Source organism: Thiothrix unzii (assembly GCF_017901175.1).
GTDB classification, from domain to species: domain Bacteria; phylum Pseudomonadota; class Gammaproteobacteria; order Thiotrichales; family Thiotrichaceae; genus Thiothrix; species Thiothrix unzii.
In genome coordinates this window covers 672,482-691,091 of sequence record NZ_CP072793.1, presented here as the reverse complement: position 1 = coordinate 691,091, position 18,610 = coordinate 672,482, and the positions used below count along the sequence as shown (strand labels likewise).

At 50.4% G+C, this 18,610-nt stretch carries 18 protein-coding genes; 10 read left to right on the top strand and 8 right to left on the bottom strand.

Going from position 1 to position 18,610, the window contains the following annotated elements; genetic code table 11:
• Window positions 1–15 precede the first annotated feature (15 nt).
• From glmM to rlmE, 4 genes are all read right to left on the bottom strand, one after another.
• The gene (gene glmM / locus J9260_RS03690; protein WP_210219708.1) at window positions 16–1,350 is read right to left on the bottom strand and encodes a phosphoglucosamine mutase; all 1,335 of its coding nucleotides are present in this window, start codon (window positions 1,348–1,350) and stop codon (window positions 16–18) included.
• Window positions 1,351–1,390: 40 nt separating this feature from the next.
• On the bottom strand, window positions 1,391–2,215 hold the full coding sequence (gene folP, locus J9260_RS03685) for a dihydropteroate synthase (protein WP_246499619.1): 825 nt from the start codon (window positions 2,213–2,215) through the stop codon (window positions 1,391–1,393).
• 71 nt (window positions 2,216–2,286) lie between these two features.
• The gene (gene ftsH / locus J9260_RS03680; protein WP_210219707.1) at window positions 2,287–4,218 is read right to left on the bottom strand and encodes an ATP-dependent zinc metalloprotease FtsH; all 1,932 of its coding nucleotides are present in this window, start codon (window positions 4,216–4,218) and stop codon (window positions 2,287–2,289) included.
• Window positions 4,219–4,282: 64 nt separating this feature from the next.
• A complete protein-coding gene (rlmE, locus tag J9260_RS03675) occupies window positions 4,283–4,903 on the bottom strand; it encodes a 23S rRNA (uridine(2552)-2'-O)-methyltransferase RlmE (RefSeq protein WP_210219706.1) in 621 nt (206 codons plus the stop codon).
• A 48-nt stretch (window positions 4,904–4,951) separates the two neighbouring features.
• Here rlmE and J9260_RS03670 point away from each other — a divergent pair, with 48 nt between their 5' ends.
• The 5 genes from J9260_RS03670 to J9260_RS03650 all read left to right on the top strand — a co-directional run bounded on the left by J9260_RS03670 (window position 4,952) and on the right by J9260_RS03650 (window position 8,619).
• A complete protein-coding gene (locus tag J9260_RS03670; protein WP_210219705.1) occupies window positions 4,952–5,251 on the top strand; it encodes a YhbY family RNA-binding protein in 300 nt (99 codons plus the stop codon).
• Window positions 5,252–5,266: 15 nt separating this feature from the next.
• Window positions 5,267–6,151, top strand: coding sequence for an AEC family transporter (locus J9260_RS03665; RefSeq protein WP_210219704.1), 885 nt, complete (start codon window positions 5,267–5,269; stop codon window positions 6,149–6,151).
• Window positions 6,152–6,249: 98 nt separating this feature from the next.
• Window positions 6,250–6,840, top strand: a complete 591-nt coding sequence (locus tag J9260_RS03660) for a thioredoxin family protein (RefSeq protein WP_210219703.1) — start codon at window positions 6,250–6,252, stop codon at window positions 6,838–6,840.
• A complete protein-coding gene (locus tag J9260_RS03655; protein WP_210219702.1) occupies window positions 6,830–7,837 on the top strand; it encodes a TolC family protein in 1,008 nt (335 codons plus the stop codon). Before J9260_RS03660 ends, J9260_RS03655 begins: the two co-directional genes overlap by 11 nt.
• Entirely contained in the window at window positions 7,834–8,619 is a 786-nt protein-coding gene (locus J9260_RS03650) for an efflux RND transporter periplasmic adaptor subunit (protein ID WP_246499617.1), read from the top strand. Before J9260_RS03655 ends, J9260_RS03650 begins: the two co-directional genes overlap by 4 nt.
• Here J9260_RS03650 and mtgA read toward each other — a convergent pair.
• On the bottom strand, window positions 8,616–9,311 hold the full coding sequence (mtgA, locus tag J9260_RS03645; RefSeq protein ID WP_210219701.1) for a monofunctional biosynthetic peptidoglycan transglycosylase: 696 nt from the start codon (window positions 9,309–9,311) through the stop codon (window positions 8,616–8,618). The two genes, J9260_RS03650 and mtgA, sit on opposite strands and share 4 nt — an antisense overlap.
• Window positions 9,312–9,423: 112 nt before the next feature.
• On the opposite strand from mtgA, the gene J9260_RS03640 reads away from it, so the two are divergent.
• Window positions 9,424–10,350: an ABC transporter ATP-binding protein gene (locus J9260_RS03640; protein ID WP_210219700.1), complete on the top strand. Its 927-nt coding sequence runs from the start codon at window positions 9,424–9,426 to the stop codon at window positions 10,348–10,350.
• Window positions 10,347–11,120 carry an ABC transporter permease gene (locus J9260_RS03635; RefSeq protein ID WP_210219699.1) on the top strand — a complete coding sequence of 258 codons (774 nt, stop codon included), beginning with the start codon at window positions 10,347–10,349 and terminating at the stop codon, window positions 11,118–11,120. The genes J9260_RS03640 and J9260_RS03635 overlap by 4 nt, the downstream gene beginning before the upstream one ends.
• Here the strand turns inward: J9260_RS03635 and J9260_RS03630 are convergent.
• The 3 genes from J9260_RS03630 to J9260_RS03620 form a co-directional block, all read right to left on the bottom strand.
• Complete coding sequence (locus J9260_RS03630) at window positions 11,088–12,650, bottom strand: tyrosine-protein kinase domain-containing protein (RefSeq protein ID WP_210219698.1); 1,563 nt, start codon at window positions 12,648–12,650, stop codon at window positions 11,088–11,090. The two genes, J9260_RS03635 and J9260_RS03630, sit on opposite strands and share 33 nt — an antisense overlap.
• Before the next feature lie 11 nt (window positions 12,651–12,661).
• Window positions 12,662–14,317 carry an EAL domain-containing protein gene (locus tag J9260_RS03625; RefSeq protein ID WP_210219697.1) on the bottom strand — a complete coding sequence of 552 codons (1,656 nt, stop codon included), beginning with the start codon at window positions 14,315–14,317 and terminating at the stop codon, window positions 12,662–12,664.
• A gap of 85 nt (window positions 14,318–14,402) precedes the next feature.
• Window positions 14,403–16,058, bottom strand: coding sequence for a hypothetical protein (locus J9260_RS03620; protein WP_246499615.1), 1,656 nt, complete (start codon window positions 16,056–16,058; stop codon window positions 14,403–14,405).
• Window positions 16,059–16,198: 140 nt separating this feature from the next.
• Here J9260_RS03620 and J9260_RS03615 point away from each other — a divergent pair, with 140 nt between their 5' ends.
• Genes J9260_RS03615 through J9260_RS03605 form a run of 3 tightly spaced genes read left to right on the top strand, consistent with a single transcriptional unit; the run spans window position 16,199 to window position 18,580 of the window.
• On the top strand, window positions 16,199–16,801 hold the full coding sequence (locus J9260_RS03615; protein ID WP_210219695.1) for a Uma2 family endonuclease: 603 nt from the start codon (window positions 16,199–16,201) through the stop codon (window positions 16,799–16,801).
• 2 nt (window positions 16,802–16,803) lie between these two features.
• Window positions 16,804–17,385 carry a Uma2 family endonuclease gene (locus J9260_RS03610; RefSeq protein WP_210219694.1) on the top strand — a complete coding sequence of 194 codons (582 nt, stop codon included), beginning with the start codon at window positions 16,804–16,806 and terminating at the stop codon, window positions 17,383–17,385.
• A 1-nt stretch (window position 17,386) separates the two neighbouring features.
• On the top strand, window positions 17,387–18,580 hold the full coding sequence (locus J9260_RS03605) for a multidrug effflux MFS transporter (protein WP_210219693.1): 1,194 nt from the start codon (window positions 17,387–17,389) through the stop codon (window positions 18,578–18,580).
• Window positions 18,581–18,610 lie beyond the last annotated feature (30 nt).

The window sequence follows — 18,610 nt, the reverse complement described above, 5'->3', positions numbered from 1 at the left end:
TTCATTCCGGGCAGGTCAAGCCGCAGCCCGCACCGCACTAGCGATTTGCTCTGCCAGTTCAGCGGTTTCGCCAGGGTCTTCACCCTCCACCATTACCCGAATCAATGGCTCAGTGCCGGATGCACGCAATAATACCCTGCCACGACTACCCAATTGTTGCTCAACTTGACGAACTGCATCCTGAATCGCGACAGATTCATTCAAATTAATCTTGTGTTTGGTCGGAACATTAATCAGCGTTTGCGGGTACTTGGTCATTACGCTTTTCAGGTCGCGTAACGATTTTCCCGTCATGCGCATGGCACGTAACACTTGCAGTGCGGCAATGATGCCGTCACCGGTAGTGATGAAATTGCGCACAATGATGTGCCCGGATGATTCGCCACCCAAATCACAATCGTGCTGCGTCATTTGCTCAATAACGTAGCGGTCGCCGACTTTCGCACGGTAAAACGGTACACCTAACGCCTGAATCGACTTTTCCAAACCGAGATTACTCATCAGCGTGCCAACCACGCCGCAGTGCAACTTGCCTTCAGCATAACGATGGTGCGCAATAATGGCGAGAATCTCATCACCATCAACCGTATCACCGTGCTGATCCACCATAATCAAACGATCACCATCACCGTCCAAGGCAATGCCAAGATCAGCACGATAACGTAAGACGGCATCGCACAAACCATCCACATGAGTTGCGCCGCACGCTTCATTAATGTTGATGCCATCAGGCGTATTGCCAATCGCAATGACTTCCGCGCCCAGCTCTTTGAAAACATCGGGTGCAACGTGGTAAGTCGCACCGTTGGCGCAATCCACCACCATCCGCAAACCTTTCAGGGAAACCGTATTGGGCAACGCGCGTTTGCAAAATTCGATGTAACGTCCCGCCGCGTCTTTAGCACGTTCGACTTTACCCAGCTCGTCGGAAGACACGGTTTTAAAGTCCATATCCAACCAACGTTCAATTTCTTCTTCTACTTCGTCGGGTAATTTTGTGCCGTCACCAGAGAAAAACTTTACGCCGTTATCATCGTAAGGATTGTGCGAGGCACTGATTACAATTCCGGCAGAAGCACGGAACGCACGGGTCAAATAAGCCACCGCTGGCGTAGGCATTGGCCCTAATAAACGGATATTCACACCCGCCGCCACCAAACCCGCTTGCAACGCGGATTCAAGCATGTAGCCAGAAATACGGGTATCTTTGCCGATTAACACCAAAGGATGTCCGTTACTTGCCAACACCTTGCCAGCAGCCCAACCCAACTTCAACACGAAATCAGGGGTCATGGGATAGCAACCAATCTTGCCGCGAATACCGTCTGTTCCGAAATATTTTCTTGCCATCGCTGTAAAATCCTACCGCTCAATCCGAATCAACACGCGCTTAGCTTCTCATCCAGACATCCAATGCCGCGTTGTAAAAACTAATTGCCTCAACCGTTTCTTTCACATCATGCACGCGCACAATCGACGCACCATTCACTGCTGCCATCACCGCCGCCGAGACACTGCCCGACACGCGCTGCTCCACTGGTACACCACCTAGTAATGCACCAATCATGGATTTACGCGACAATCCCACCAGTAAAGGTAAGTTTAGCCGCTGTAATTCGCGCAATTGAAATAAAAGCGCGACATTATGCTGCAATGTCTTACCAAAACCAAACCCAGGATCAAGAATCAAACGTTCACGCCCAATACCAGCCGCTTCACACGCTTGAATTCGCGTCTTAAAGAAGCGGTAAACATCCCACACCACATCAGCGTATTGCGGATTTTGTTGCATGGTGCGCGGCTCACCCTGCATATGCATTAAGCAAATGGGCACGGACAAATCCGCACAAACTACCAACGCACCCGGCTCCTGCAACGCCCGCACATCATTAATCATCCCAGCACCCGCAGCAACGGCCGCCCGCATGACTTCAGGCTTACTGGTATCAACCGACACCAATACCTCAAAATTCTTGTTAATAGCTTCGATTACCGGCACAACACGATCTAATTCCGCCTGTAATGTTACCGCCTGCGCACCGGGGCGCGTTGACTCACCGCCGACATCAATAATCGTTGCGCCATCCAGCAACATTTGCTCCACATGACGCAAGGCCGCGTCGCGGGCGTGAAATTTTCCACCATCAGAAAACGAGTCGGGCGTCACGTTGAGAATGCCCATAACCCGCACACCTTCTGTCCTCATTACCATCATTATTGCCGCTCCAAAAAGAAAAGGCGCGAACTCAACATTCGCGCCCTTTATTACGTCAACCGTGCAAGCAGTTAATGTGAGCTGGCTGCTCCACCAATAACGCCACTGTCAGTTTTAGTGCCATCAGCCGAGCGTGGTTTGCTTGGCGTGCCTTTACCGCCGGAGGAATCATCATCCGTCCAATCAGCAGGTGGCGGTGGCTCTTCACCACGCATCAATGCATCCACTTGCGCACGGTCAATGGTTTCGTACTTCATCAAAGTCTGCGCCATTGCGTGCAACACACTCATCTTGTCGGTGAGGATTTGCTTCGCACGGGTATAGTTACGATCAATCACTTCACGGATTTCACCGTCAATCGCGTGCGCGGTTTCATCAGAAACGTGCTTGTGCTGGGTTACGGAACGCCCTAAGAACACTTCGCCCTCATCTTCCGAATACGCCAACGGCCCCATGCGGTTTGACAAACCCCACTTAGTCACCATATTGCGGGCAATGCTGGTTGCACGTTCAATATCATTGGACGCGCCCGTGGTCACACCCTCAACGCCGTAGATTAACTCTTCAGCAATACGACCGCCGTACAAGCTGGAAATCTGGCTTTCTAAACGCTGCTTGCTGGCACTGTAACGGTCTTCTTCCGGCAAATACATGGTCACACCTAAAGCACGACCGCGCGGAATAATACTAACCTTGTAAACAGGATCGTGTTCTGGAACGCTCAAACCCACAATCGCATGACCCGCTTCGTGGTAAGCAGTTGCCAGCTTTTCAGCTTCCTTCATGACCATTGACTTGCGCTCAGCACCCATCATGATCTTATCTTTGGCTTTCTCAAACTCAGCCATATCAACGGTGCGCTTGTTGTTACGCGCTGCAAATAACGCCGCCTCATTGACCAAGTTTGCCAAATCCGCACCAGAGAAACCCGGTGTACCGCGAGCAATCAGGGATGGCTTAACATCATCGCCCAACGGCACTTTACGCATATGCACCTTGAGGATATGTTCACGACCACGCACGTCTGGCAATGGCACCACCACCTGACGGTCAAAACGACCGGGGCGCAACAATGCCGCATCCAAAACGTCCGGGCGGTTAGTCGCCGCAATCACGATAATGCCTTCACTGCCTTCAAAGCCGTCCATTTCGACCAGCAACTGGTTGAGGGTCTGCTCACGTTCATCGTGACCACCACCCACGCCTGCGCCACGCTGACGGCCTACTGCATCAATTTCGTCGATAAAGATAATGCAAGGCGCGTGTTTCTTCGCCTGCTCAAACATATCACGCACACGGGATGCACCCACGCCCACAAACATTTCCACGAAATCAGAACCGGAAATGCTGAAAAATGGCACTTTCGCTTCGCCCGCAATCGCTTTTGCCAGTAAAGTTTTACCCGTACCCGGTGAACCCACCATCAGTACGCCGCGTGGAATCTTGCCACCGAGCTTTTGGAATTTACCCGGATCACGCAAAAACTCGACCAATTCGCCCACTTCCTCTTTGGCTTCATCACAGCCAGCGACATCGTTGAAATTCACTTTTACTTGGTCTTCGGTCATCATCCGCGCACGGCTTTTACCAAACGACATCGCACCGCGACCGCCGCCACCGCCCTGCATCTGGCGCATGATGTAAATCCACAGCCCGATAATCAGCAGGAACGGAACCCAGCTAATAATGATTTCCCACAAAATGGAACGCTCTTCCGGTGGGGAAGCTTGGAATTTGACATTGTACTTTACCAAGTCGTCGATCAGTTTCGGATCATTCGGCGGACTATAGGTAATAAACTTGCCGCCATTGCCGTCCAGACCGATGATCTTTTGCCCGCGAATCTCTACTTCCTTGACCGTGCCATTATGGACACTGGTTAAAAATTCAGAGTAAGGCACTGCCGAAGAGGACTGCACAGGCGCACTAAATTTACTGAATACCGCAATCAGGACAAAGGCGATGACAGCCCAAATCAGTAAATTTTTGGTTAAATCGTTCAAGAGATTTCTCCGTTATCAACTCGCGGGAGCCGTCAGCTTATAACGACGCCCATACAAGCGCATATTACACCACAAAACCTTGGGCAAGCACATAAACTTCCCTGCTGCGGGGTCTTGAGGCTGCTGGCTTTCTCACTTTTACGGTTTTGAAGCTACTGCGCACTTCACGCATGTACTCTTCAGAACCCGCACCTTGGAAAAGCTTCACTAAAAAGGCTCCACCCGGCTTTAATACCTGTCGCGCCATGTCTAAAGCAAGTTCACATAGATGAACGGCGCGTGGTTGATCCACCGCATCCACACCACTCATATTGGGAGCCATATCCGAAATTACAAGATCCGCCTTGTCATCGCCCAATAACCCTAAAATTTCGGCTAAAACGGCATCGTCACGGAAGTCGCCCAACACAAACTCCACAAACGGCAACGGGTCTAATGGCAAAATATCACTCGCCACGATCCGGCCTTTACGCCCGATCAATTGTGTCGCGTACTGGCTCCATCCACCAGGAGCTGCACCCAAATCCAACACCTTCATGCAAGGCTGGATAATGCGGTCTTTCTCCTGAATTTCCTTTAATTTGTAAACTGCACGCGAACGATAACCTTCTTGCTGTGCTTTTTTGACAAATTCATCACTAAAATGTTCACCTAACCAGCGTTGACTGCTTTTGCTTCTTGCCATGCCTCAATATCACTCATTACACTTAATCAATTTACGGAAAAGCCTATCATGGAACTGAACGAAACTCAGAAAAAACGACTGCGCACTCGCGCACACGACCTCAAACCCGTTGTTATGGTCGGTCAGCACGGGCTGAAACCCACGGTGTTAGAAGAAATTAGCGGGGCGTTAGACTACCACCAATTGATCAAGATCAAGCTGAGTGTCGGCGACCGCGATTTACGTGATGAAATTTTGTCACAAATCGTTCAATACAGCCAAGCGCAAACAATTCAACGCATCGGCAATGTCGCCGTATTGTACCGTCGCAATACTGATCGCCCTGATATTTTGAAACAAGATTTCTAACACGAGCCGCACAAGGTGCTAGACACGGCACTGCGCATTTTTAGCATCATCTTCCCGGTGTTCGCTTGTACCGGGCTGGGTGCTGCTTATGGCTATCGCTATCGCCCCGACATGAGTGTGGTTAATCGCCTCAACATGGAATTTTTCGCGCCATTTTTGGTGTTTTGGGCGTTAGTCAACCAGCCTTTCGATTTCCCCGCGTACCGTGATTTAGCAATTGGTGGTGTGGCGGCGGTTTTGGGTGCGGGTTTATTGCTGCTACCGATAGCGCGGCTGTTAAAACTTAACCTCAAAACATTTTTACCCCCGATGATGTTTAACAATTCAGGCAACATGGGCATTCCGCTGGTGTTGTTTGCATTTGGGGAAGGGGCATTACAAGCCGCTGTGGTGCTGTTTATTATTGAAATGGTGCTGCATTTTAGTGTCGGGTTTTACATCCTTGACCATCGCACCCGCCCGTTACAATTACTGAAAATGCCGATGATACAGGCGACGTTATCGGGCTTATTATTCAGTGGTTTACATATAAGCTTACCGGATGCATTAGCTAATACGGTGAAATTACTGGGGCAAGTGTCGATTCCCCTGCTTTTATTTTCGCTAGGCGTGCGCTTGTTAGACGTAAATTTCCGCGATTGGAAACTGGGCGCATTTGGAGCGATTGCAGGCCCCGCAGCCAGTATTGCCTGCGTATTGCTGGTTAGCCCGCTGTTAAACTTAGATCAAACGCAATATGCGCAATTGATTATTTTCGCCGCATTGCCGCCAGCGGTTCTCAATGTATTAGTCGCGGAACAATACCAGCAGGAACCGCAGCGCGTGGCTTCCATTGTGTTACTGGGCAACCTTGCCAGCTTAATTATTATGCCGGTGGTGTTATGGTTTGCCCTTGGATAAAACCTTGTGTGAAACTTTCTTGCTTGAATACACCCTAAATTCCCAATAGCATAACGCTACAACCATAACAGACTAAAAAGACTGCAACCCTTTGGAGGATGACTGACGTGTTACGTACTACCTTGTTGACCGCGCTATTATCACTTGGTCTGGCAACTGCCGCTGTTGCGGAAACCCCGGCTGCAACACCAGCAACCCCGGCTGCAACACCAGCAACCCCTGCTGCCAGCGAAACCCGCGATGTAAAATTGTTCTTTGACGAAACCTTCAACGACATGAAGGAAGAGCTCGAAACCGCGAAAACCGACGGTAAAAAAGGCTTACTCATCATGTTTGAAATGGATGAATGCCCGTTCTGCCACCGCATGAAAACTACGGTACTCAACCGCAGCGACATTCAGGACTATTACAAAGAAAACTTCCGCGTGATCAGCGTCGACATCGAAGGTGATTTGGAATTGACCAATTTCAGTGGTGAAACCACCACGCAAAAAGATTTCGCGCTGAAAGATTTTCGGGTACGTGCCACTCCGGTATTTCAGTTCATCGACTTAGAAGGCAAGCCTTTCAAAAACGGACGCATGACCGGAGCCACCAAAGATGCAGAAGAATTCATGCTGTTAGGCAAGTACATCACCGCCAAGAAAAACGAAGAAATGCCGTTCACGAAATTCAAGCATGAACAATAAAACGTTTTGGAATACGCGGGCAGCGGGGTTATTGCTGTGCCTTGCGTTGCCCGTTATCCCCACACAGGCGGCGAATGAAGTTCCAGACCCCTTAAGTCTGGAACAGGCGTTGACCTTTGCCGAAAAGCATCCGCGCACCCAACTCAGCGCGGAGATTGCGGCACGTTACCCCACATCACGCCCGCTGTATCTGGATTGCCACAACCTTGCCTACAACAACAGTGCCAGCCCCGATAATCAACGGGATCGTTTGCTGCCCTCGCTCGTCGCATCCATTGATGCGCAACGTTTGGAAATCATGCAACGATTCTTCGACGTATTGCTGGCGGATAGCAGTGCGGTACGTGACAACGAAAACATGGCGGTTTACTTCATTCCGCTGGATCGCACCAAAACGCGCATGGAACTCAAAGAGTTTTCCGAGCTAGATGTGGCGGAATTGGATGCAGAGTATCAAGTGGTACGCCAACAAGGAGCCGCCAGCATTGCCTCGCAACGCCTGACACGCTCGTTGTTAGCCCAAGCGATTAATAACCCGGAAAAACTACCGAACGAGTTACAGCCGCCGACCTTGCCAGCACCTCCTGCGGAATTACCGACCACTGAAGAACTACTCAAAGCCGCACTCGACAGTGACCATTTGAGTGATTTGCTTGATGATGCTGACGCACCGCAACGCGCACTACTAGACATGGAAATTCGCCAGCAAATCTTGGAATTGGTTTTGCGTTTAGACATTTTCAAAGTCGCCGCAGAGCGCAATAAAGCCGAAACGTTGTGGCGGGATTATTACCTCGAACGCAGCCGCACCCTTTACGAACAAGAAGTTAAATCCGACATTGGCGATGCCATGACCCAACAAAGCAAAGTGCGTTTACAACAACAGCAAATTCAATTTTGCAGCGTACTCGCCTTGGCACAACTCAATGCACTCCAAGGCAAACCCGTTTGGCCTTTAGCAACCACCGCCGCCAAACCAGAGGAAAAAACGCCATGATGACCCGTCAACGCTATGCTTACGCTTGTTTATTAGTGCCGTTTTTAATGCTTGGCAGCACCGCCGCGCACGCGCTCGAACTTAAAGGTCGTTTGGAATGGGTGCATAAAATCGACATGCGTGTGATGGAAAATGGCATTGTTGAAACCGTCAAAATCACCACCGGACAGCACGTCAACAAAGACGATTTACTGTTACGCATGGATCAGCGCAAACAAAAAGCCGCGCTATTGGAAGCCAAAGCCCGTGTTGCCCGCGCCAAACTCAGCTTGGAAGACAGCGAACGTGATATTGCCCGCACTCAGGAATTATTCGACCGGGGCTTAATCGCGGAAGAGGAATTAAAAGACGGCGAATTAAAACAAGCCGTGGTAAAAACTGAAGCCGAATCCGCCAAAGCAGCGGAAGAAGCCGCTCAAGTCGCGTTGGATCATACCGAACTCAAAGCCCCGTTTTCCGGTATTGTCGCTGCCAATAACGCATGGCAAGGCGCGGTGGTATTTGCCAGCAAACAAGATCAGCCGCTGATTAGCCTCGCACCCGACGACCAAATGTTAGCGCGGGTCTTGGTAACAGCCGATGTTTTACGTCAATACCCGGTCGGAGCCGCCGCGCAAGTCTTGGTCAATGGCAACTCACGCAGCGGTAAGGTTTACAGTCGTGGCGTTGAAGCGGTACGCATCGAACCCGAAGGCGCGATTTACGAACTGGATATTATTTTCCAGCGTAACGCTAAGGAATTGCTGCGCCCGTCGGAATCGGTCAAAGTGGTGTTGCCTTAATCCAATCGCTGCAAATAACTCGCACCACCAATCGAGCGCATTTGCCGCAAAATGCGATTCTGCCGAGCGCGGACATACCCCGAAGGTTTTTGCACATTGAAACGATTGGGTGCGGGCAAAACTGCCGCCAATAACGCTGCATCCGTTGCACTTAATTTAGTCACGGGCTTGCGCAACAAGTTTTGCGCTGCTGCCCCCACCCCGTAATCTGCTGTGCCAAACTGCGCAGTATTAAGGTAAACCTCTAAAATGCGTTCTTTCGACCAAAATACTTCGATCAGGCTGGCAATGCTCCACTCCAAACCCTTGCGCACGTAACTACGCCCCTGCCACAAGAACAAGTTTTTAGCTAATTGCTGGGTAATCGTACTGCCACCGCCTTTACCACGCCCGCGCATTTCATTCGCAATGGCTGCACGTGTCGCGTCCACATCAATGCCCCAATGTTCCGCAAAGCGTTGATCTTCCGAAGCAATCACCGCAATTTGCACATGACGCGGAATCTCGTCCAAGCTCACCCAATCGTGACGTACAAACGGCACTTCTTTACTGAAAATCGCCGTGACATCCTGCGTCAGCATAAACGCCGAAGTCGGCACGGGCAGCCAACGAAATACCAATAATAATGCGCATAAAATAACCACAGAATACAGCGGAATGCGCCACAACCAAGACCAACCTTTTGCGAACATCGCTTCACTACACCACGAGGAGACAATGCGGGGTATTATGTCACAAGCAAACCACACTCGTCAGAGACATGGTAATATCAATACGCTTTTTACTCTTAGCCGGTAGCAACACATGACCGCAGCATTGGATATTCAAAATTTACACAAAACCTACCATAACGGCTTTACCGCGCTGCAAGGTATTAACTTGCGGGTTGAACAAGGCGATTTTTTCGCGTTGCTAGGGGCAAATGGCGCAGGAAAATCAACCACCATCGGCATTATCAGTTCCCTAGTCAATAAAACGTCGGGACAAGTCAGCATCTTCGGCTACGATCTTGATACCCAACGCGAGCAAGCCAAAGCGCAAATCGGTTTAGTGCCACAAGAATTCAATTTCAATATTTTCGAGCCAGTCGAAGAAATCATTGCCAACCAAGGCGGTTTTTACGGAATACCACGCAAACAAGCGTTTGAACGTGCTGCTAGTTTACTCAATCAATTAGGCTTGTGGGACAAACGCCGCGAACAAGCACGCAACCTTTCCGGGGGGATGAAACGTCGCCTCATGATTGCCCGCGCCTTGGTGCATCAACCGCGTTTGCTGATTTTGGATGAACCTACCGCCGGAGTCGACATTGAAATCCGGCGTTCCATGTGGGACTTTTTGGCACAATTAAATGCCAATGGCACGACCATTATTCTCACCACCCATTATCTGGAAGAAGCCGAAAGCTTATGCCGCAATATTGGCATTATTGACCGTGGGGAGTTGATTGAAAATACCAGCATGAAGCAATTACTCAACCGCTTGGATACGGAAAGTTATGTATTTGACTTAGCAAGCCCGATTACGGCACTGCCGGTTGCCAGTAACTTGTGTCACTTTCACTTACGTGATTCATTAACGCTGGAAGTCACGTTCCATAAAACCCATTACTCACTCAACAAAGTATTTGATTTTTTGAATACACACGCCGTTGAAATTCGCAGTATGCGCAATAAAACCAATCGTCTGGAACAATTATTCATGGACGTGCTGGAGAACAACAAAGTATGAATGCCTCACAAATCTGGACAGCTTATTACACCATCGTGGTGCGTGAAGTCTTACGCTTTAGCCGTATTTGGTTACAAACGATTATTCCACCCGTGATTACTACTGCATTATACTTTGTTATTTTCGGGAATTTAATTGGCTCGCAAATTGGTAATATGGATGGTCATACCTACATGGAATTCATTGTTCCGGGTTTGATTATGATGAGCGTGATTACCAATGCCTATGCGAATGTAGTGTCTTCGTTTTATGGCTCAAAATTCCAAGGGAATATTGCAGAAATGCTGGTATCGCCCACCCCTAACTGGATTATTTTGCTGGGCTATGTCACAGGTGGTGTGGCTCGCGGTATCGCAGTGGGTGCGGCAGTCACTCTAGTATCTTTATTTTTCAGCCACTTGCACATTGAACATCTCTGGGTAACAGGCACTATTATTGTGTTAACCTCTGCCCTATTTTCACTGGCAGGTTTAATCAATGCAGTTTACGCAAAAAGCTTTGATGACATTACCATTGTTCCCACCTTTGTGTTAACACCATTGACGTATTTGGGCGGGGTGTTTTATTCGATTAGTTTATTGCCACCTTTTTGGCAAAGTGCATCGTTAACTAATCCTATTTTATACATGGTTAATGGGTTTCGCTACGGCATTTTAGGCACTGCGGATATAAGCATCTGGGTCAGTTACAGCGTAATCATTGGGTTTATCGTATTGCTAGGCGGCTTTGCCATGTATTTATTGCACCGTGGCATTGGTATTCGGAGTTAATGCCAGATTTAAACCTTTACGCTTATTTTTAACAACTGCTGGCAAGCTATGCTGTTCGCTGGCGTATTGCTGATGTAAGCGATAATGGCGGTAATCCGGGGCATTTTCCGGTGACTTCAGCATTAAACAACCCACAATATTAGATTTTACCCGCTGCAATTGTTCAACCGTGTGCAATAATCGCATGGGATTAACATTTTCTGCATTGGTTACAATCAAAGTAGCATCGGCTAACGCGCTTAAATACAGCACATCGGCAAACCCCACCAAGGTTGATGCATCAATCACAATACTGTCAAAATATTGCGTCGCACGTTGCAATAACAGCGACAAACTGGGTTGTGAAAGCAAATTCGCCGGGTGTTGCACTTTGCCTCCAGCCGCCAGAAAATACAGCCCCTTCACCTGTGGTATCACCTGCGTCATCGCTGCCACTTCCGCATCGCCGCGTAAGTAATCACTTAAACCACGCCGATTCGCCACGCCCAAATAGCGATGTAACGATGGTTTGCGCAAATCCGCATCAATTAATAGCACTTTCAAGCCCTGACGCGCTTGCTGAATCGCAAGGTAGGCCGCCGAAGTCGACTTGCCTTCAGCGGTATTTACACTGGTCAACAGGGTAATCCGTGGCGCATGATTTGCCCCGCTAAAATGCAAATTTGCAGTGGCAACACGGTACGCTTCGGCGGCAGGCGAACCCACATTGCGCAATGCCGCCTGCACCAAACGGCGTTTCGCAAACCCACGCACACGCGGAATCGAACCCAATACCGGCAAGCCACTCATGGCCTGCAATGCATTGACTGACATCGGTTTTTTACCAAAACGTTCGCGCAATAATGCGAGGATTACTCCCAACAACAAACCACCGAGTATTGCGGCGATAATCGCCCCTGCGTACTGCGTATACCAAGGGGCACGCCACAAGCGGGCGCGTTCCACCACTTCCAGCGACGGCATGAAGGTATCGCTAACCACCCGCAAGGTTTGCATTTTACGCAATAAACTAATCGTCGGCGGCTGTGCTTCCTGATTTAACTGAATAAGCGTATCCACCACCCCATTCACCACCGCTACCGCTAGGGCAGAATCGGTACTTTCGTAATGAATTTTCAGCAATTGCGTCCGCGCAACCGGCTCAATGTGTAATCGCGATAACAAATCTGCCACCGGATCAGCCGCTGCTAAAGCCGTTACCGGCAAATTAACTTCGCGAATGACTTTTTCTGCCAACGCACGGCTTTTCAATTTCTCATACTGGGTATAAAGAAACGGGTCATCTAAAGCCATGCTGACTTTGCTGCGTTCCAGAATATTTGCTTCAGTAATCTTAACCCGCTCTTTTTCAAGCTGTAGGGTAGCAACCGCGCGGTAAACCGGCTCAGTCTGTGACACCCAATACATCACCGCGACGATTGCCAGCAACGCGCAACCAACGATTACCCAAGCTTGACGGAAGAGTCGCGCCCTCAGCGAATACGTCGGCAACACCGGGTGGTTGCGTGCCAAAAATATCGGGTCAGACATTAGCGGAATCGTCACTTCACACCTTCCTGTGCGACTTGCTGCTGCACGATACGTCCTTGTAAATATGCCGCCGAGGTCGCACACACCAGATTCAGGGTCGCAACATCGTGAACACCACTGATGATAACGCGGCTCCCGGCTTCGCTTATTTGGTGAGTTAATTTATGTAAATACCGCGCATCTTCAGTATCCACTGCAACATTCGCCGCCCATTCCGGTGACAACCGCACCAAGGCAGGTTTCACCGCCCGAATAAACGGCAATAAACGCGCGTCATCCACCACATTATCAATCGCCAGTAACACCCCTGCTTGCTTTAACAACATAACCACTTTGCCAACCGCACGCACGTCCAGCAAACAATCCCGATATTCCACTGCCACCACGATTTTGGCAGCAACTTGCGAGGCTGCCGTTAATAACCGTGCCAAACGTTTACAAGCTTCGTCTTGTTTAAAAATCCAACCTCCAACGGCTACCAAAACCCAATAAGGCGCACTGGTGGGTTGACGCGCCGCCACATGCACCAATGCCTGCCCGACATTCCAATAATCCAAGCGAAAACGGGCATTATTGGCGCGTAAACGCCGTACTAACGACGGATAACTAAATCGCCGCCCCGGTTGCGGTTGAAATACCGGCTCGGCAAAACACAAAGTGGGCAAACTCTCGCGCAACTTCATCGCTGGGGTAAACATCTCATGCATTCCATTCAAGGCAGGCATGGATACTTTCGGACGCGGCGGCGGCGCAACAGGTGTGGATAAAGCAACTGGCGCAATCGGTGGCGGCACCACGGGCACAACAGGTGGAGCTAATGGCACGGACGTTGCTGCAACTGCGGTCGGTGTTACCGCCTGATCCCACGGACTAACTGGAGTTTGCACCACCGCAGCCACTCGTGTGGGGCGTTCCAACGGGCGCACATGCAATTGATAACAACGTTTGCCTTTTAACACTGCCGGAATAAAGCGCACTTCTGCCCGCATGGATTCACCCGCCAAGGTGCGCAATGAAATCAACAAACGGTTTGACGGGCGACTGCCCACATCGGCTGCTCGCCCCAAGGCTTCAAAGGTTTTACGTTCATCCGTCGCCACTAATTGCGACACTGGCAACGTCCGCATCGCCGCAGGTGATGCAAAACCAAATAACGACAAATAAGCATTATTGGCGTAAAGATGTACGCCTTGCGCCACATACGCAATCGCTTCCCACGAATAATCGACCAGCCAATGACAGCGTAATTCCGCTACTCCCAACAAATGTTTGGATTGCCGAAATTCGTGTTTAAGCGTGGCGTAATGCAGTAAAAAATCAATGTATTGCGCGAAATAATCCACATCACGTATAGGCAACACGCACGATTCAACCCCCGCCAGCCAAGTGGTTAAACCTTGCCACTCATCACGAGCCACTTGCACTAATAGGGTATCAGGGGAATGACGTTGCAGCGTTTCCAGCAACACCGAAGCGGCCTCGGCATGGGCGGGCGGACAGAACAATAAATGCGGTTTTTGCTGGGTTAATGTCGGAATAAGCTGCTGCATGGATGCAATCCGCTGTAACTCATGCGGCGTATTGGCGTGACGCAACGCAGCGTCCAGCGACGCTGTTACCTCCACATCCCGGTCAATCACTAAACATTGTAACGTCTGTTTTTTCATACCCCGACAATACGCATTCATCGGGGGGAAACCTACATAGAGCCTGATTATCGAGTGGAAGCGGTTGACGAACTGCGACTACACCCTACAAAGACTGCCACAGTGCGGTAAAATCATCCTCAGCATCCACCGCTGGCTTCTCCGCCAAGGTGGTAAAACGAAAATACGCAAACACCCCCATGCACTCATCCAGCAACACCAAACGCACCCGCTCCTCACGTTCCGCAAACTCCAGACGCACTTCATCGCCCACCTGAAACATATACGCAGGCAATACCAACGCCGGATCAGGGCGCACCCCGGCAATACTGGGCAACATCAAACCTTGCACCGGCAATTTCTGACGCAATCCACGGTTCAGCACTTGATGCACCGTCAACACCATCGCCTTGGTGGATAGCAATTCCACTCCGCAACACAAACCCGTGCCGCGCACAAATTCCATCCACTTGATCACACCGATCATCCACACTGACATGTCTTTGGTTAAATCGCGCAACGCCACGATTTCCCCAACCCGCGCCCCGGACTCTTCCTTACCATCCCAACATAAACCGTAACCGCCCACGCTGCTGTTCAGCACCTGCCAAGTCTGAATCCGCGCACCCGCCTGCTCATCGGCTTGGGCGGCAACTGAATATTTCACATCCTCTTCGGTCGCATAATCGCCGGATACAAACACATTGAACAACATATCCTCTTCTTCGCTGTCCACCTCCTGCTTGCTGACTTCCTGCACAACTGCAAGTACATCGCTCATCCGCGTCACCATTCCAATCTTTTCCTTTTTCGGGAAACGATTAAAACTGCGGTTACGCACCGTGGTTAGATGAAAAATCATGCGTTTCGCCAGATTACGGCTCAAACCTTCGTGCAACACCAGCACCGACGCACCCACTTTATCCAATTGCCGAATGCTGGCATCCATCGTCGCGAGTAACGCATTCAAGTGCAAAACCCGCACCGTCGGCGATAACGGTAAATCACTTACCGGCATTAGCACGGCGGGTTCATCGCTGTTTAACATTGCAACGTGGGCATTCGCACCCACATCATCGCCCGCTTCACCGGAAATCCGCACCGCTGCGGTATGCGTGATGAAATAGTGCATCACGCGCTCGACTTCACCTTGGCGCAAGCTGTAAGGCTTGACCAACGCCAGCAAATTCATTTGCACATAACGCGCTTCAATTGTCGGCGCACCAGGGCTGGGGTCACGCCCCTTGATTTGATCAACGGCATTTTCCACCGCCAATAAATACAAATGGTGAATATCATGCCACAGGGTTTCACGGGTACGCGCATACACCGAATACGTCAGCAACAACACCCGCCCCATGTAATCCAAGGCTTGATAAATCGCCTGTTGCAACTGCTTTTTGTTGCCTTCCTTGCGGGTGAGAATATCGAGCGCGGTCACTTGCCACAAACCCGCGAATTCCAGCATCAGGGATTGGGCTAACTCAAAGATTTTCTGGCTTTTTTGGGTCAATGGAAAAGCGCGAGCCACCAAATGCCGTTGCAGATTTTCCAGCACCATATCCACCACTGGGCGCAATGACTCACCAATGGCTAAACGGGTTTGCGGCGGCACGGCACGGCGGTTTAAATCCACCAAACCGTGGAACAAGCGGCGCGTGGTTTCACCGGGGTCAGCCAGCGGCAACGCTGCCACCCACTCACGCGCTTTACTTTCCGACAAGGGAATACTCTGGTATTCGGAAACAGTTGCTGTTGCCATAGTTAATACGTCCATTATTATTTTTACAATGTCGCCAGAGTGTAGCAGCATCGGCTAAACGAGACGATAAGCAGGTGATAATCGCGCTGTTTTACCCCAATATGCTAACATCAGCACTAAATAAACCAGCGGGTGACGTTATGGCAGCAGTGGCAGAAAAATGCGATTACCTTTCCGTAGAAGACTATCTGGCGGGCGAAGAAGTTAGCGACATCAAACACGAGTATGTGGATGGTCAGGTTTACGCAATGGCTGGCGGTAGCCTCAAACACAACCTGATTGCCGCTAATATTTCTGGGCTATTGTGGAGTCATTTACGGAACACTGCTTGCGTTCCGCTCAGTAGCGACATGCTGGTAAAAACCTTCGGCAAACGCTTCCGCTACCCCGATGTTGTAGTGGTGTGTGATGATGATGCTTCAGACGATGAGCGTGTCAGGGAAAACCCCATCCTCATTATCGAAGTGCTATCCAAAAGCACCCGCAAAAAAGACAAAGGTGAAAAGCGTCTGGAATACCTCGCTATCCCCAGCCTGCTGGAATACGTGCTGATTGAGCAAGATTTTGCGGAAATCGAAGTGCAACGCCGCAGTGCCAGTTGGCAATCCACCTATTACTTCCTAGGGGATGAAGTGGTATTGGAATCGGTCAATGCCACGCTATCTGTCGAAACCATTTACGAACGGGTTCAGAATGACGATGTGTTGGCGTGGATTGAGCAGCAACAGAAAGAAGGAGCATAACAATGGGTGCAGCAGAAAAATTACAGGAACACTTTACCTATGCCGATTACGCCAAATGGCCGGAGGATGAGCGTTGGGAGCTGATTGAGGGTGTCGCATATGCAATGGCTGCTCCGTCACGGCAACATCAAAAGATTGTCCTGAAAGTAGGTAATCAGATAGACCGTTATCTGGAAGGCAAATCTTGCGAAGTTTATCCCGCACCGTTCGACATACGCCTCCCCAACCACAACGAAGCCGACAACGACGTAGACACCACCGTGCAACCCGACCTTGCCGTAATCTGCGACAAAAATAAGCTGGATGACAAAGGCTGTCGGGGTGCGCCGGACTGGATTATCGAAGTGCTTTCGCCTTCCACCGCGCTCAAAGATATGGACAAAAAACGCTGGTTATATGAGCGTCATGGGGTGAAAGAATATTGGATTATCCACCCCATTGACCGCTGGGTGATGGTGTATACGCTGAAAGATGACGGGCAATACGGCTTGCCGCTGATGTTTGGGATGGATGAGCCGACGGCGGTGGGGTTGTTTCCCGAATTGCTGATTGATTGGGGGTTTATGCAGGAAACCACTACCTAAAATGCCAACCAACCTCCCCCGCTTCGGCGAGTTCGTCGCCCTCATTGCCATGCTCACCTCCCTAACAGCACTGGCGATTGATGCAATGCTGCCCGCACTCGTCACCATCGGGCGCGAATTAGGCGTGCAACACGACAACGATGCGCAATTAATCCTCACCACCTTATTTCTGGGCTTGGCGTTGGGGCAGGTATTTTTCGGCCCTTTATCCGACGCGACCGGGCGCAAACCGCTGATGTACGTGGGCTTGGGTATCTTTATGCTGGGCAGTTTGCTCTCAATGTTCGCACAAGACTTTTCGCACATGCTGATCGGGCGCTTTTTGCAAGGGGTGGGCGCATCTGCCCCGCGTGTGTTAACAATGGCACTGGTGCGCGATTGCTATTCCGGGCGGGCAATGGCGCGTGTCATGTCATTCACCATGAGTATTTTTATCCTTGTCCCGATGATTGCACCGTCATTAGGGCAAGGTATTTTGCTTGTAGCAGGCTGGCGCAGTATTTTCACACTGTTTTTTGTGCTGGCGCTCAGCGTAGCGTTATGGTTTTGGTGGCGAATGCCGGAAACCCTACCCGCCGCGAAACGCCGCGCTTTCAATTTCCGTGAATTTTGGCAGGGGCTAAAAGAAGTCATCAGCAACCGTACCAGCATGACCTACACCCTCACCACCGGCATTGTGTTTGGCGCATTTCTCGGCTATTTGAGTTCCGCGCAACAAATCCTGCAAATCCAATACGGCTTGGGGGAACGCTTCCCGCTGTATTTTGCGCTGCTGGCACTGGCGATTGGCGGCGCATCGTTACTGAATGCCAAGCTGGTAATGCGCTACGGAATGCACTGGATTTCAAAGCGGGCATTGCTGCTGTTCACGCTGCTATCAGGCGCATTTTGGCTCGCCACTTACAGCAGCGCCGGACACCCCGCACTGCCATTGTTGATGGCATATTTCATGCTGGCATTTTTGGCATTAGGCATGTTGTTCGGCAATCTGAATGCGCTGGCGATGGAACCACTGGGGCATATTGCCGGAATTGGTGCATCGGTCATCGGCTCGCTATCCACCCTGATGGCGATTCCGCTAGGAACGTTTGTCGGGCAAGCCTACGATGGCACAATATTACCTCTAATCAGCGGCTTCTTAATTTTTGGAGTAGCCGCCACCGTCGCCCTATTTTCACAGCGAAAACCCGCATGACAACCACACTGACTTTTTTACGCCACGCCA